This is a genomic window from Halobacillus amylolyticus (assembly GCF_022921115.1).
GTDB classification, from domain to species: Bacteria; Bacillota; Bacilli; order Bacillales; family Halobacillaceae; genus Halobacillus_A; species Halobacillus_A amylolyticus.
This window is the reverse complement of record NZ_CP095075.1, coordinates 3,161,060-3,176,363: the sequence shown is the minus strand read 5'-3', so window position 1 is coordinate 3,176,363 and position 15,304 is coordinate 3,161,060. Positions and strand designations below refer to the sequence as shown.

Below are 15,304 nucleotides of genomic sequence, written 5' to 3'. Positions count from 1 at the left end.
AAAGGTGTGTTCCGCATGATTCATAAACGCTGGTTTCAAAGTTTAATTGCTGGGATCCTGCTCTCACTATTCATCTTACTCATACATGAAATTCATTTTTTCTTTGATCCTCTCTTCACCTATTTAACCGCCATAGCCATACCTTTTATCGGCGGCGGCATTCTCTTTTACATTTCACGACCTGTCCTGCTTTTCTTAGAAAAATACCGTGTGCCAAGACTGCTTGCGATTTTAATTATCTTTCTCTTATTTATTTTCATTGGCTTCTTAATCACCCGTTTTATCGCACCGATCGCCCAAGAACAATTCTCAAGATTAATTGATAACTTCCCGAGAATGATCGACATGGTCGGAGAAACCATTAATTACTGGCAGCAAAACCAGGCTATTATTCCCGATCAATTCAATAGTGCCATCAACGGTGTCATACAAAACTTGGAATCTTACTTAAAAGGTGCTTCCACCATTATTATCGATGTAATTAGTCAGTTCATTGGCTTTGTATTTGCTCTTGTCCTAGTCCCTCTATTCTTATTCTTTATGCTGAAAGATGGCGATAAACTTGTCCCTTTTGTTAGGCAATTTTTGAATGAACGATTCGGGAAAAGCTTTGAAAAACTCGCCAAATCTATGGACCACACGTTAAATTCATTTATTATCGGTCAGCTTACTGTCAGTGTTTTTGTCGGAATGATTTTACTTGTAGGCTATTTAGTAATCGGCTTGCACTACTCATTAACCTTGGCCTTATTCGCTATGCTAATGAACGTCATTCCATTCGTAGGCCCTTTCTTAGCGGTTATCCCTGCTGTTTTAGTAGCCTTATTCCAAAAACCGATTTTAGTTTTATATGTCGCGATCATCATGGTTGTAGCTCAGCAAATTGAGGGTAACCTTGTGTCACCTAACGTTATGGGGAAAGCTTTAGACATCCATCCATTAACGGTCATTACCATCATTTTGGCCGCAGGTAGTTTAGCAGGTTTCCTTGGACTGTTATTTGCGATTCCAGCTTATGCACTTGTGAAAACGGTCATCACACACTTTTATCATGAGTGGCTGGCAAACAAAACAGAGCATTAATAAATCCCCGCTGTCATTTGGATAGCGGGGATATTAATTACTTTTTAAAATGATAAACGAGTGATTGACCAACAATCTTGTAACCAATTTTTTGATAGATGGAGTTGGATGTTGTATTGGATAAGTTCGTATAAAGAGCACAAAAATGATACCCTTCATTTAGCAACTTATCTGTTAATGCAGCTACAGCTTGTGTAGCATACCCCTTGCGCTTACATTCATCTGGAGTAAAGACAGCATTCACTGTGGCACCATTTAGTGTTGAACGAGCTCGACAGACCATCGACACATAGCTTCCATCAACCTCCCAAAAGTGCATTTTTTGATCTGCAATCATATCACCAGCGAGTTGTTCGGCCCACACTCTATTAAAGGAGTCACTTGTCTGCTCACTAAAAGCCAGCAGCCAATCAACTAAAAGCATGTAATCCTGTTGTTTGGCTACCACTAACTCCCCTTCTGCTTTCGTAATTTTTTCTAGCTTACCTAACCGATAAATGCCTTGCCTCATATGAAGCTCACCCTTTTGCCCGCTGCATTCTTCCCATGCTTCCACAAACCATTGCACAACTTCAGACTGGCCAAGCACACCAGGGACTTCGTACCCGTTTGCAAATAAAAAGTCGACTAAAAACTTGATTTCTGCCCTGGTTACTGTCGAAATTGCTGGCAGGATCCATAAATACGGCGGGGTCCTCAGTGTCATATAGACAAGGCTATCCCCATCATATAACTCGAGCATAAACGCAGAAGTCTCTTCCCCAGTCGTGTGTTTCCAACGTTCAATAATGCCGAGCGGCAGGTTATTCTCCGCTTCTTTATGTAATAAAAGTGGTTCAGCCTGCTTAGCAAACAATTTTGAATCAACTGGTCTTTCCACCCTCATCTGTTCAGCCTCCCTTTTCATTCGTTAAAGAAAATTTCCACTATTATAACCCCTTGACACAACCTCTACAATAAAAGAAGGGGGTGTTGTTTGATGACGAGGAAAGAAATTGAGAATGAAATTGCTGCTCTTAAATTAGACTATGTACGTATCCAAGGAGATCTAGATAAGCTTGAAGCAACAGGGGCCAACGTGCAAAACGCGGAAAATCAGCTGGCTCGCATGGAAGAACAGTTGAAAGATCTTAACCATAAACTAGCTGAAGCTAAATAAACATATGAACAAAAGCGCAAACGCCCCGGGAGACACGACAAGCATAAGGCAAGCAGCGCAGTGGAGTGGTTTTCCTCCACGGAAACGATTGACTAGTCTTTCGTGTCTTGCGCGCTGGCGCTGGATGTGCTAACTTCGAGTAACCTTATCCACAATCAAATCCTTCCATAGCTTCCTAAGCTATGAAAAAGGGGTGTGCGATCCTAATCGCACACCCTTTTTCTTGACTAATCTAGATAGTATTTATCCCTGTTGACCCACTCTAACACGGGGACAGGGCATTATATAGTGTGTAGTCATTCATAATGCTTGTTATCTTTCCTATTCACTTTCGGCCTCAGGTTGTTTATCTTTCGCCTTCCGCTGCCTCTCCAGCTTCTCTTGAATTTTTTCAAGTTCTTTTTTTGGCGGTGTTAAGGAAACAACCACGTCCCCCTGCTCAACTCTTGCTTCAATTTCTTCACTAAAGAATTCTACTTTTTTACTAGGCTTTTTCACGAATATTTGGATAGCTTGATCGTCGATATTATTCAAATAGTCCCGATACGTGTACCGTTCGGTAATGTTTGTTCGTCTAAATACATAGCCGTGTTCGACCATCGTATTCAACTCTTCCCATGAAGCCCCCACTTTAGATAGTACACGCCCGCCAATCGTATGAACAAGGTCCTCGAGCTTGTCGCCTTCACGTTTACTTAAACTTAGTTGGAACAAGTTGTTGCGACCAAATTCTGGTACAAAGGTAGTACAAACTAATGCATTATACGAATCAAACTCGGTGGCAGCCAGCATGTATTCATATGGTGTCATATCGAGTTTATACTCTGTCTGCTCCGATAAGATTTCTCCGTGGTAAGATTTTATCCCCTCTGCCCGTGCACTCGACAATCTTTCCCATGAGGAATCACTGACTAGTACAGGAACTTTTACATCTTGGAGTGCTTTTGCAAGTTTAGTTGTAAATTTACTTCCACCAACAAGCAAGACCCCAGGTGGTCCTTCCATAGACAGACCAAGTTTTTTCGATAACCAGCCAATTGAAAAACCATGAGCCACAACGGTGGTAAAGACGAGTGCAAAGGTAAGAGAAATTAAGATTGAAGCATCTTCAAATCCCGCATCTAATAAAACACCCGCAAAATAGCCGGAAACGGTAAGCGCCACAATCCCGCGAGGTGCAATCCAGCCGACCAGCAGCTTCTCAGGTCGGGATAAATCGGTACCCCACGTCGATACAAAAATGGACAGCGGACGAACGACAAATAACATTAAGAGTACAAACCCGATGATTTCAATATTGAAAATTTGCAGTAACGTTTCACGTGTGAGAGAGGCTGTCAAAAGTACAAAGATTGTTGATGTCAACAATAATGAAATACTCTCCTTAAAGTGCTTCATATCTGCTATCGAAGAGATATGCATATTAGCAAGGGTCATCCCCATTGCTGTTACAGACAACAATCCCGTTTCGTGAGTAATTTCATCCGCAATAGTGAAACAAGCGATGACAACGGTAAGTACGACAGGAGACTTCAAGTATTCCGGAACATAACCTGTTTCAAACATCCAGCCTACGCCTTTACCACATGCATATCCGAGCATCACCGCAAAAATGGCTGCCAGGAAAAACGAGAGCAGTGCCATAGGTGAATGATTGGTACCGACAAGAAATTCAGTGATCTCAAAAGCAAATACAGCAAGCAAAGCACCAATGGGATCTACAATAATCCCTTCCCATTTTAAAATCTTTGCTGGTCTTGGCTTCAATTTTGACTGTCTTAATAAAGGTAAAATAACGGTTGGACCTGTAACTATAAACAAGGCTGCGATTACAAACGCTACAGCCCAAGATAAACCAGCGACATAATGAGCAGCTAGCAAACCAAGTACCCAGCTGATAAAGGCACCAAATGTAACTACTCGAAATACAGGTCTCCCGAGCCCTTTGACTTCCTTAAAGTCTAAGTTGAGACTGCCTTCAAATAAAATGACGGCAACAGCAAGTGAGATGATCGGACTATATAAATTGCCAAAGTCCTGTTCAGGATTCATCAACCCAAAAACCGGACCGGCAAGTAAACCAACAATCGACATGACAACAATAGCGGGAAGGCGAAAACGCCAGGATATCCACTGTGAGCCGATCCCCAAAAGACCGACCAGCATTAGTTCTAACAGAAGTGAATCAATCATAAAATGTCTCCTTACTTTGAAAAGGATTATGTATATTCGCTAATAACATAGACATATTCTATATTGCTACTTTTCATCTGTAAACTATATTGTACCGAAAAGTTTAAAATAACTATGTAAACGCTCCCCTTTTAAATGACATCCTAACCTTTAAACATTGACATAATTTTTTGACATTGATAATATTACGGCGGTGATGAAACACTTATAGTAGAATGCTTCTTTTGTTAAGAATCACTTTGACCCTATATACAACTGACACCTTAGAGGAGGAACAGACATGAAAGGAAGAGATACACTCTTTACCGGCTTTACTTTATTTGCTTTATTTTTTGGTGCCGGAAACTTAATATATCCAGTTACACTTGGAATGGAATCCGGAACTTCCTACTTACCCGCCATTGCCGGGTTTATCCTGACAGGAGTTGGGATTCCTATTATTACTGTCATCGCTATTTCCCGTATTAGGGGCGGAGCCATTGAATTAGCCAGTCGTGTCCATCCTTTGTTCGGAATTGTGTTTATATCTGTTGTTTATTTGACCATCGGGCCTCTCTTTGCTATTCCCCGTGCTACAAGTGTAGCTTATGAGTCAGGGCTTGCTCCTTGGTTAACAGAATCTTCTTCTTTAGGTTTACTATTATTTACTGCACTATTCCTCGGACTAGTGTTTTTTATAAGTTTGAATCCATCTAAGCTTGTAGACCGGATCGGCCAATGGCTGACACCAGCACTGTTCATCTCTATCGTCGGCTTAGTTATCGGGAGTTTCTTTTTGTTATCGGGTGAGGTACAGCAAGCGAATGAAAAGTATAGTGCACAGCCATTTTTCACAGGTTTTATAGAGGGCTACCTAACAATGGATGCTATCGCCGCTTTAGCATTCGGAATTATTACTGTCACTTCATTACGCGACAGAGGGGTTAGCTCAAAAATGCTCACGTTTCGTACATTCCAGGCTGGAAGTGTAGCCGCATTTGGATTAATGAGTGTTTATATCTCTATCGGATGGATAGGCGCTAAAATGGCAACAGAAGGAAATTATGATAATGGAAGCGCGATCCTCGCAGGAGCTGCTAATATAATGTATGGAGATATCGGCACCCTCCTCTTAGGCCTTATAGTAGGACTGGCCTGTTTTACTACATGTGTTGGATTAGTTGTTGCCTGTGCTCAATTCTTCAGCAGCCGTTTCCCATCACTGTCTTACAAGCAAGTTGCTTTAGCCGTTACCATCATAAGCTTTGCTATTGCTAATTTAGGACTGAACCAGATTATTGCCTATTCTGTTCCTGTACTTGTATTCGTGTATCCTATTGCTATCGTGTTAATTATTCTTACCTTTACAGGGGGAATCATTCATCATTCACCTTACGTTTACAGAGGAGCAATTATTCTGACTAGTCTTGTTAGCTTATATGATGGGCTTGTAGCTGCAGGCGTACCATTATCGGCAGTTACACCTTATATTCAATCATTACCGTTTTATGAGATTAATCTAAGTTGGCTCGTACCAGCGCTTATTGGTGGTATCGCAGGAGGAATTATTCACTCGATCGTCTCACCCTCACCGCATACAGTCTCAAAATAAAGGGACAGTTCCTCTATTCAAGGGGGAACTGCCCCTTTTTTCTTATTGACGATAACCGTAACACTTACTTTTACGTCAAGGCTTTGCCCGGCGCCCCGGTACACCCCTGTAGTGGACTGGAAATAATAATTGCACGAATGAACGTACTAATTGCATATTTAATGGCATTATTGCACGAAAAAGAAGTTAATTGCATATTAAACTGATTAATTGCACGAAATCGAATCCTAATTGCACATTTGCCGATTTTAACAGTAGAAAACCTCAGGCCTTTAAAGATGACCTGAGGTTAACTTTTTGATTAAATAGAAATAACAATCTTCCCTTTAGCATGATGGGTCTCACTTAACTCATGCGCTTTCTTCAATCCTTGTTCACTAAAGTCAAATTGATGACCAATAACAGGCTTCATTTCCCCTTTCACCATCAGGTTGGCAAGCTTGCTTAACTTACCGCCATCAGGCTCAAGCCAGACAAACCCAGCTTTCACGCCAAAGGATTCTGCCACTTCTCCATCTGGCGGCTGGACAATTGATGGCATTCGGCCACCTTCTTTCAGCACCTTGAAGCTTTTTTCCTGAATGTCGCCGCCCATCGTATCGAGGACAATATCATAATCACTTAATAGCTCTGAGAAATCCTCTTGTTTATAATCGATAAAGTGATCGACACCAAGTTCTTCTACCCAATCTTGATTACGGCTGCTAGCAGTTGCAGCAACTGTGGCTCCAAAGGACTTGGCAATTTGAATCGCAAAATGACCAACACCGCCTGAGCCAGCATGGATCAGAACCTTATCGCCTTTTTTTATATTGGCAAAATCAACGAGACATTGCCAAGCTGTTAATCCTGCAAGAGGAACAGCTGCCGCCTCCTCATAAGATATCGAATCGGGAAGGTGGGCTAGCAAATATTCATCAACGGCTGCGTACTGTGCATAAGTTCCGTTCCTCGTTGTCTCTGGACGAGCAAATACCCGGTCACCTTCTTTAAAATTTTTCACTGCACTTCCTATTTTCTTCACGACTCCTGCTGCATCCCATCCTAGGATAATCGGGAATTCAAAATTTAGTTTCTCCTGTAAATATCCCTCTCTTAATTTCCAATCAATCGGGTTAATCGATGTTGCATGAAGTTCAACTAACACTTGATCTTGCTGTATTTCTGGGGCGGGCACCTCTCGTTCTATCAATTGTTCTTTTCCACCATACTGTTCTATTACGATTGCTTTCACTATATTTCACCTTCCTAAAAGGTTGTTCAAAAAGTCAGCAAATGGGAAGCGGCGAATCTCTTCGTTAACTTGCTATTTCGCACTCAGAAGCTTTTTGAACCCTCAGTCTAATTAAAATAAATGTACACCCCTTATTTTTCCCCTTTCAAGTAAATCAAAACATGATACGATAGGAAAAGAATTCTCTAAAGGATGATCTAAACATGATCGAACAAGCTAAAAGTTTTTTACAAGAATATTATGGATTCACATCGTTTCGTCCTGGTCAGGAGGAAGCGATTCAACATGTTCTGCAAAATAGAAACACACTTGCTGTAATGCCAACGGGCGGAGGGAAATCGCTCTGTTATCAAATTCCCGGTCTTACTTTAGAAGGCACAGCCATCATTATTTCACCACTAATTTCTCTTATGAAAGATCAGGTTGATGCGCTTTCCTCCTACGGGATTGCGGCAACTTATATTAATAGCTCCCTGTCATTTGAAGAGCAGCGTGACCGTATTCATGACATGAAGCGCGGACGCTATCAGTTTGTTTATGTGGCCCCTGAACGCTTTGATTCCAGTTCCTTTCTATCAACGATTAAACAGATCAAACTGTCTTTAATTGCTTTTGATGAAGCCCATTGTATCTCGCAATGGGGGCATGACTTTCGGCCAAGCTATCGCTCAATCGTTCAAACGCTTTACCAAATCCCAAATCTCCCTGTCATTATGGGGTTAACGGCTACAGCGACACAAGAAGTAATCAGAGATATCAAAAAGTTGATTCAGGTGACAGATGAATCCGTTGTGAATACAGGATTCGCCCGTGAAAACTTATCTTTTCGTATGATAAAAGGACGGGATAAGCGTGATTTTATTCTTGAATATTTAGAACAGCGGCCCAATGAGTCAGGTATTATTTACACCGCTACACGAAAAGATGCTGACCACTTGCAAAACTTCCTGTCCAAGAAAGGCTTTTCTGCCGGGAAGTACCATGCTGGAATGACCGAAAATCAGCGAAAGCAAGTGCAAAGTGATTTCGTCCAGGATGAAATCACAACGATTATTGCTACAAACGCATTTGGCATGGGGATCGATAAATCGAATGTCCGCTATGTTATTCATTACTCGATGCCGATGAATATTGAGTCCTATTACCAGGAAGCCGGCCGTGCCGGGCGAGATGGTGAGCCCGGCGATTGTGTGCTGCTTTTTTCTGGGCAAGATATTCACCTGCAGCGCTTTTTAATTGACCAGTCGATGATGGGTGAAGAGAAAAAGAAGGATGAATATCAGAAACTTCAATCGATGATCAATTACTGCCATACACATATGTGCCTTCAGCAATATATTCTTGACTATTTCGCCGACCCTACTCATACCGAACCGTGCGGGAAATGCTCCAACTGCCTATATGAAGGGGAAGAGAAAGACATGACAAAGGAAGCACAAATGGTGCTATCCTGTGTTAAACGAATGGGTGAGCGATTTGGAGCAGGGTTAACGGCCAAAGTGCTTCGTGGCTCCTCTGATCAAAAAGTATTACAATTTAAATTCCATAAGCTGACAACATACGGAATTTTATCTCATTATACAGAAAAAGGACTCACGCAATTTATCAACTTTTTAACGGCGGAAGGCCTGTTGAGCCCTGGTGAGGGAAGGTATCCAACATTAAAGCTTACACCTGAATCCGTTACCGTTCTAAAAGGGGAAAAGCCCGTAAAAATGCTTGTTGAAACGACAACATCAGAGCAAGAGATCGACTATGATGTAGATAAATTTGAAGTGCTTCGAGTGTTGCGAAAAGAATTAGCTGATACTGCTAATCTGCCTCCTTACGTTATTTTCTCAGATGCTACGTTAAAGGATTTTACGATCTACCTTCCTATGAACGAAAGGGAAATGCTGAGAATGAAGGGCGTCGGCGAACAAAAGTTTGAGCAGTATGGAGAAGCCTTTCTAGAGAAAATTAAGCCGTGGGCTGAGGAAGCAGAATCACGCCCTAAGCCACCCGCTTCCTATTCCCAGCCAAGCAGGGTCAAGAAAAAGGACCCTGCCGATCCGAGGCCAAGTCATGAGATCTCTTTTGACATGTGGAAAAAGGATGAGAAGACAATTGAGGAAGTTGCGGAACTCCGAGAAATGAGTGCACAAACGATTGAAAATCATATCTTCCGGTCTATTAGAGAAGGTGAAATGATAGATTGGGATGTATGGTTTAATGATGTGCAAGAAGAGAATGTTTTAATGGAATATAGTAAATTGGATGAAAAAAAACTACGGCCGCTCAAGGAAGCACTTCCAGAGGATTACTCCTATCGGCTAGTCAAAGCTGTCCTTGTTAAACATGGGTATATGAAATAGTACAAAGAACTGTCTATCATGGCAGTTCTTTTAACAGCAGTTCGCTTGTTATGGTAAAGGAAAGTAGTTTCTGGGAAGGATGGGATATCTATGCAACGTCTAACAAAAGAAGTCGCTGTGAAACTAGATCAAGAGGATCCATTACAACAGTTTAAGCAGGAGTTCCATTTACCTGAGAATACATATTATATGGACGGAAACTCCCTCGGCCTTTTATCTAAGCGGTCGGAACAAGCCTTGCTCACATCGCTCCAAGATTGGAAACAACTCGGCATTAATGGCTGGACAGAAGGTAAAGAACCATGGTTTTATCTATCAGAAAAACTCGGGGCAAAAACCGCTCCACTGATTGGTGCAAAGCCTGCAGAAGTCATTAACACGGGATCAATCACAACAAATTTACATCAACTGCTGGCTACTTTTTATAAACCTGAAGGAAAAAAGACTAAAATCGTGGCAGACGAACTGAATTTTCCATCTGATATTTATGCACTAAAGAGTCAGCTTGAGCTTCATGGCTATGAACCTTCTGAACATCTAGTTCAAGTAAAAAGTGCCGATGGTTATACCTTATCAGAAGACTCGATCATCGACGCATTGAATGATGAGGTTGCCCTTGTACTGCTGCCGTCTGTGCTTTATCGGAGCGGGCAGCTGCTCAATATTGAAAAAATTACGGAAGCCGCCAAAGACCGAGGGATTACCGTTGGCTTTGATCTAGCTCACTCTATTGGCGCCCTCCCTCACGAGCTCCATGACTGGGGTGTAGATTTTGCTGTTTGGTGTACGTACAAATATTTAAACAGCGGCCCTGGTGGTGTAGGGGGATTGTTTGTGCATGAGAAGCATCTGGGCCGAAAACCAGGTCTCGCTGGTTGGTTCAGTTCTAATAAAGACAAGCAATTCGACATGGATCACGATCTTACCCCTGCAGAAAGTGCCGGCGCTTTCCAAATGGGTACACCGCATATTTTAAGCTCAGCTCCGTTACTTGGATCACTGGACATTTTTCAAGAGGCGGGAATCGAACAAGTACGGCAAAAATCACTAAAACAGACGCGCTTTATGATGAACTTTATTGAAGAGGAATTAGCTCAGTTGGGATTTACCATAGCAAATCCTGAGGAAGATCAGCGACGTGGCGGGCATGTGAGCTTAATTCATGAAGAAGCGGCAAGCATTTGCAAAGCATTGAAGCAAGCTCATGTCATACCAGATTTTCGTTCACCGAACGTGATCCGTTTGGCGCCGATAGCTTTTTACACTTCCTACACAGACCTTTATGAGGTTATGATGATCTTAAAGGATATTGTCAAACACGGAAAACAAAAAAAGTTTAAAAATGAGCGAGACACGATTGCTTAAGGAGGTAACTTGATGAAGCTGATTGACATTTCCATGACACTCAATGATTCCACACCCCCATGGCCTGGTGACGAACCTTTCCACTATCAGTTAACCGCATCCATGGAAGAAACCGGCTCTGTCAATATTGAAAGCCATAAAGGGAGCAATCACATCGGCACACATGTCGATGCACCCTTTCATTATGATAACGATGGATTAAAAATGGCTGATCTTGATGTTCATCGCTTCTACGGTGATGCACTAGTCGTCAATATGGAAGGCAAAGATGTCATTACGAAGGAAGATTTACAGGCGTTTGCGTTTGAAGGTGTGAGTAAGGTGTTGTTCCGTTCGATCAGTTGGGAGGATCGAACACATTTCCCTAATAATTATACCGTGATCGATGAGGATGTGGGCCCTTATTTAAAAGAGCAGGGCATCGATCTAATTGGTGTTGACACTCCTTCTGTTGATCCCGAGACGAGCGAGTCCTTACAAGCTCACCACTCCCTTTATAACCATGACATTCTGATCCTTGAAGGCATTGTTCTTGACCATGTCGCTCCTGGAACATATGAGCTTATGGCCTTCCCGCTCAAGATGGAGCAAGCAGATGGGAGCCCCGTCCGTGCTGTTCTTCGTCAAAAATAATAAAGAGCTCTTTGCGCGAATCTAACGCGCAAGAGCTCTTTATTTTACTTCTTTATATTCTGTTCAATAGCCATTTGTCTGGCAACCCGTGGGGCGAGCCAAATCATTGGCAATAATAGCAGAGATACAGGCACGGCTGTCACGACAATAAAGTTCTGCAACTGTGTAATACCACTGTCTCCGGTAATGAGAAGAATCGCTGCAATAGCACCCATAATGACAGACCAGAAAACACGGAGCCATTTTTTCGGATTCCCTTCACCTGTAACGGCCATGGCAATGGTATAAGACATCGAATCACTCGTTGTCACTACGAACAGAATTGTCAGTAATAAGAACAAAGGTGAAATAATAGCTGCCAACGGAAATTGCTCGGTGATGGCAAACATAGCTGCGGGCTTTCCTGCCGCATTTAGGGCTTCAGAGATTGATCCTGGATTCTGAAGCTCAAAGAATATACCTGAGCCGCCAAGAATTGTAAACCAGAAAGTAGAGATAATGGGTGCAAAAATGGAAATAGCTACGATGATTTCACGAATCGTACGACCGCGTGAAATACGACTTACTAGAATAGCCATCATTGGCCCATAACCAATAAACCATCCCCAAAAGAACACAGTCCATAGTGATAACCAATCAGAGTCGCCACGGAATGTACTCATAGGTATAAACTGATCCACATAGAATCCAAACGATGAAACGAAATGATCAATAATGAATCCTCCAGGGCCAAAAATCACAATAAAAATCATCAACCCTAAAGCAAGACGAACATTAAAGCTGCTTAAAAACTGAATCCCTTTATACAGACCCGTTATAGCTGATATTGTCGAGATTAAAACCACGGCAATGATAATTAAAACCTGTGTGCTAAATTCGTTAGGGATGCCAAATATTTCTTGGAGTCCGTAACTTGCTTGCAAACCAAGAAAACCAATAGGGCCGATTGTTCCTGCTGCCACAGCAATGATAGAAAAGGCATCGACAAGTGTACCGAACCAATTTTCACGGATTTTCTCACCAAAAATCGGATAAAGAAGCGTTCTCGGCTTCATTGGCATACCTTTATGATAATGTCCATACATCATAACGACCGCACTAATCGTTCCTAATATCGCCCAAGCCAAAAATCCCCAATGCATAAAGCTTTGTGCCAGTGCTGGATTAATGGCTGCTTCTGTACCGGCTTCGATTCCTAAATGAGACAGGTACGGGGGAGTAGTTAGAAAGTGGAACATAGGCTCGGCAGCCGCCCAAAACACGCCACCTCCAGCTAATAAAGTAGCCATAATAATCGATAACCATTTATATAAACTTAACTCAGGCTTGTCGATTCCACCCAATTTGATTTTTCCATATTTAGAAAATGCCAGCCATAAACCAACAAAGAAAGTCGCTAACATTAATAGTTGCCAGAACGCACCAAAATAAGTGACTGACCAGGCAAAAGTTGTGTTAACAAATGATTCGATCCAGTTAATATCAATAAGTGCTAAAATAACAAATAATAGCAAAGCCCCGCCACTAATTATAAAGACAGGCCAGTCTATTTTACCGGTTTGTTTCTGATGCATAAATAACTCCTTTAAGTGTGTGTTCAAAAAGTTGACGAATGAGAACGTCGACAAAGATCGTCACATCCTGTGACAAAGTCGACACTAGCACGTTCCTTGCGCGTCGCAAGAAGTTCGAGGTGCGAAAGTTTTGAGGACCACAGCGCCTTTCATGCGTGAGGACCGGAAAAACCGAGTATCGAAAAAATTCGCCGTTATCCCGCATTCACGGTCAGTAAAACCACACTGACGGAAGTTTCACTTTATCATTTGGTGACTTTTTGAACATCCTTTTTAATATAGTTAGTCTTAATTTTTCCACACAATGTTATACTCTACCACCTATTATTGTTTTATGTAAAGGCATAGCTGCTTTCACTCAATTAAAAAGGCTACAGCACTAGATCAGCTGTAGCCTTTTACTCTTACTTAGTTATTTTTTTTTATCTTCATCTAAAACATGATCTTTATCTCGATGACGCTTCTGGCAATCTTTACACATCGTTATTTCTGCTTCTTTTTTCGTCATTAATTCTTTCCCACAACTACTGCACTTACCAAAGGTATTTGGATTAGACTGAAATCCTGGGAGTTCACTCTCTATATCTACCATGGATAAGCCTCCTTTTTATTTGTTTACTTATTAATACCCTTCTTTCCATTTGTTCAATCCTCCTCCGTTATTTACGATATTTTTCATGGAAAAAGACGCTGATATCAGCGTCTTTTCAAAGTGTCCGATCATTTATATTTTTTATTCAAAAGATATGGCCCAGCTTCCTTTTCTCATTACGGACTCTGTTGATCCATCTTCTAGCACACCATCAATATCCAGTTCGCCTGATCCCATCATGAAATCAACATGACTTAAGCTGTGATTCACGCCACTCTGATCAAGTTCAGATTCACTCATGTCTGAGCCCCCTTCTACGTTGTTAGGATAAGCTTTTCCTAAAGCTAAATGGCAAGAGGCATTTTCATCATAAAGCGTGTTGTAAAAAATTAATCCGGACTGGGAAATCGGTGATTCATGTGGAACAAGGGCAAGTTCTCCCAGCCTGCGAGAACCTTCATCTGTATCCAATAGATGCTTAAGTGTTTCTTCACCCTCTTCAGCTTTGAAATCTACCACCTTGCCCTCTTTAAAGGTGAGTGTGAAATGATCGATAACGTTACCGCCATAATTAAGCGGTTTTGTACTTGATACTTGACCGTTTACGCCGTATTTATGGGGAGCAGTGAACACTTCCTCTGTCGGCATATTCGGATTGAATGGCACTTTCCCTTCGGCGGTTTGAGCGGCACCGCCTTTCCAAATGTGATTTTCCGGCAATTCAACCTCCAGGTCTGTACCAGGTGCTTTGTAAATTAGTTTGCTATATTTCTTCTTATTTAAAAACTCACGTGCCTGTCTTAATTTACGGTTGTGTTCCTCCCATGCTGCCACAGGATCCTCCTGGTTCACTCTTACGATACTGAAGATTTGCTCCCACAACTTAGCAACAGCATTTTCCTCTGTCTCATTTGGAAAGATCTTTTGTGCCCAAGCTGGAATTGGAATACTCACAATTGACCATTGAATGCGATCATTCATTGTAAACCCTCTAAACTTCGTCATCGCTTCAGACCGAGCTTTAGTTGCAGCAGCTACTTTTCCTGCGTCAATTCCTTTTAGTAGGTCTGGATCTGTTGAACGAACAGACAGAATTGCTGCCCCCTCTTCACCGAAATAACTATACATATCTTTCTGCCAATCAGGGACCTCCTTCAATACTTCTACATCCGCATGCTCATAGCGTAAACGGGTTAACTCATCATCAGTCCAAACAATGTGTACATCCTCGGCACCCATTTCATAAGCTTTTCTGGCAATTATACGAGTAAATGGCGCGCCTTCTACCGTTGAGTTAATCATAAGCTTTTGATCTTTCTGTAAATTTACACCCGTTTGCAAAGCAAGTTGTGCATACTTCTCCAATTGTTCCTGACTAGGTAATAACATAGTTTACCTCCCCTAATTTTTATGTATCCGTATACATTATTTCACAACTCACCATCTGTCACAAAAAATAAGACCCAACGGTGCTGAAAAGCAGTTCGATTGGATCTTATTGCATGAGTGAGCATGATCTATATTAT

Annotated in this window: 12 protein-coding genes; 6 read left to right on the top strand and 6 right to left on the bottom strand. The window is 41.8% G+C overall.

What is annotated here, in order from left to right; translation table 11 throughout:
* Positions 1 to 15 precede the first annotated feature (15 nt).
* The gene (locus tag MUO15_RS16255; protein WP_245030824.1) at positions 16 to 1,083 is read left to right on the top strand and encodes an AI-2E family transporter; all 1,068 of its coding nucleotides are present in this window, start codon (positions 16 to 18) and stop codon (positions 1,081 to 1,083) included.
* A gap of 37 nt (positions 1,084 to 1,120) precedes the next feature.
* On the opposite strand, the gene MUO15_RS16250 is transcribed toward MUO15_RS16255, so the two are convergent.
* On the bottom strand, positions 1,121 to 1,969 hold the full coding sequence (locus tag MUO15_RS16250) for a GNAT family N-acetyltransferase (protein WP_245030822.1): 849 nt from the start codon (positions 1,967 to 1,969) through the stop codon (positions 1,121 to 1,123).
* A gap of 93 nt (positions 1,970 to 2,062) precedes the next feature.
* Between MUO15_RS16250 and MUO15_RS16245 the strand changes: the two genes are divergently transcribed.
* Entirely contained in the window at positions 2,063 to 2,242 is a 180-nt protein-coding gene (locus MUO15_RS16245; RefSeq protein ID WP_245030820.1) for an SE1832 family protein, read from the top strand.
* A 321-nt stretch (positions 2,243 to 2,563) separates the two neighbouring features.
* On the opposite strand, the gene MUO15_RS16240 is transcribed toward MUO15_RS16245, so the two are convergent.
* Positions 2,564 to 4,435 (bottom strand): cation:proton antiporter, encoded by a 1,872-nt coding sequence (locus MUO15_RS16240; protein ID WP_245030819.1) that lies wholly within the window; start codon positions 4,433 to 4,435, stop codon positions 2,564 to 2,566.
* 280 nt (positions 4,436 to 4,715) lie between these two features.
* Between MUO15_RS16240 and brnQ the strand changes: the two genes are divergently transcribed.
* Positions 4,716 to 6,026, top strand: a complete 1,311-nt coding sequence (gene brnQ / locus MUO15_RS16235; RefSeq protein WP_245030817.1) for a branched-chain amino acid transport system II carrier protein — start codon at positions 4,716 to 4,718, stop codon at positions 6,024 to 6,026.
* Between the two features lie 301 nt (positions 6,027 to 6,327).
* Here brnQ and MUO15_RS16230 read toward each other — a convergent pair whose 3' ends face one another.
* Positions 6,328 to 7,260 carry an NADP-dependent oxidoreductase gene (locus MUO15_RS16230; RefSeq protein ID WP_245030815.1) on the bottom strand — a complete coding sequence of 311 codons (933 nt, stop codon included), beginning with the start codon at positions 7,258 to 7,260 and terminating at the stop codon, positions 6,328 to 6,330.
* Between the two features lie 203 nt (positions 7,261 to 7,463).
* Here MUO15_RS16230 and recQ point away from each other — a divergent pair, with 203 nt between their 5' ends.
* The 3 genes from recQ to kynB all read left to right on the top strand — a co-directional run bounded on the left by recQ (position 7,464) and on the right by kynB (position 11,612).
* Positions 7,464 to 9,614 (top strand): DNA helicase RecQ, encoded by a 2,151-nt coding sequence (recQ, locus tag MUO15_RS16225; protein ID WP_245030813.1) that lies wholly within the window; start codon positions 7,464 to 7,466, stop codon positions 9,612 to 9,614.
* A 90-nt stretch (positions 9,615 to 9,704) separates the two neighbouring features.
* On the top strand, positions 9,705 to 10,979 hold the full coding sequence (gene kynU / locus MUO15_RS16220) for a kynureninase (protein ID WP_245030811.1): 1,275 nt from the start codon (positions 9,705 to 9,707) through the stop codon (positions 10,977 to 10,979).
* A gap of 12 nt (positions 10,980 to 10,991) precedes the next feature.
* Positions 10,992 to 11,612 carry an arylformamidase gene (gene kynB, locus MUO15_RS16215; RefSeq protein ID WP_245030809.1) on the top strand — a complete coding sequence of 207 codons (621 nt, stop codon included), beginning with the start codon at positions 10,992 to 10,994 and terminating at the stop codon, positions 11,610 to 11,612.
* Positions 11,613 to 11,656: 44 nt separating this feature from the next.
* On the opposite strand, the gene MUO15_RS16210 is transcribed toward kynB, so the two are convergent.
* The 3 genes from MUO15_RS16210 to MUO15_RS16200 all read right to left on the bottom strand — a co-directional run bounded on the left by MUO15_RS16210 (position 11,657) and on the right by MUO15_RS16200 (position 15,167).
* Positions 11,657 to 13,186 carry a BCCT family transporter gene (locus MUO15_RS16210; protein WP_245030807.1) on the bottom strand — a complete coding sequence of 510 codons (1,530 nt, stop codon included), beginning with the start codon at positions 13,184 to 13,186 and terminating at the stop codon, positions 11,657 to 11,659.
* Positions 13,187 to 13,598: 412 nt separating this feature from the next.
* Complete coding sequence (locus tag MUO15_RS16205; RefSeq protein WP_245030805.1) at positions 13,599 to 13,778, bottom strand: hypothetical protein; 180 nt, start codon at positions 13,776 to 13,778, stop codon at positions 13,599 to 13,601.
* 141 nt (positions 13,779 to 13,919) lie between these two features.
* The gene (locus MUO15_RS16200) at positions 13,920 to 15,167 is read right to left on the bottom strand and encodes an aminopeptidase (protein WP_245030803.1); all 1,248 of its coding nucleotides are present in this window, start codon (positions 15,165 to 15,167) and stop codon (positions 13,920 to 13,922) included.
* Positions 15,168 to 15,304: the final 137 nt, after the last annotated feature.

Coding starts and splice junctions, on each gene's coding strand:
- MUO15_RS16255 (WP_245030824.1), top strand. CDS start 16: ATGATTCATAAACGCTGGTTTCAAAGTTTAATTGCTGGGATCCTGCTC.
- MUO15_RS16250 (WP_245030822.1), bottom strand. CDS start 1,969: ATGAGGGTGGAAAGACCAGTTGATTCAAAATTGTTTGCTAAGCAGGCT.
- MUO15_RS16245 (WP_245030820.1), top strand. CDS start 2,063: ATGACGAGGAAAGAAATTGAGAATGAAATTGCTGCTCTTAAATTAGAC.
- MUO15_RS16240 (WP_245030819.1), bottom strand. CDS start 4,435: ATGATTGATTCACTTCTGTTAGAACTAATGCTGGTCGGTCTTTTGGGG.
- brnQ (WP_245030817.1), top strand. CDS start 4,716: ATGAAAGGAAGAGATACACTCTTTACCGGCTTTACTTTATTTGCTTTA.
- recQ (WP_245030813.1), top strand. CDS start 7,464: ATGATCGAACAAGCTAAAAGTTTTTTACAAGAATATTATGGATTCACA.
- kynU (WP_245030811.1), top strand. CDS start 9,705: ATGCAACGTCTAACAAAAGAAGTCGCTGTGAAACTAGATCAAGAGGAT.
- kynB (WP_245030809.1), top strand. CDS start 10,992: ATGAAGCTGATTGACATTTCCATGACACTCAATGATTCCACACCCCCA.
- MUO15_RS16210 (WP_245030807.1), bottom strand. CDS start 13,186: ATGCATCAGAAACAAACCGGTAAAATAGACTGGCCTGTCTTTATAATT.
- MUO15_RS16205 (WP_245030805.1), bottom strand. CDS start 13,778: ATGGTAGATATAGAGAGTGAACTCCCAGGATTTCAGTCTAATCCAAAT.
- MUO15_RS16200 (WP_245030803.1), bottom strand. CDS start 15,167: ATGTTATTACCTAGTCAGGAACAATTGGAGAAGTATGCACAACTTGCT.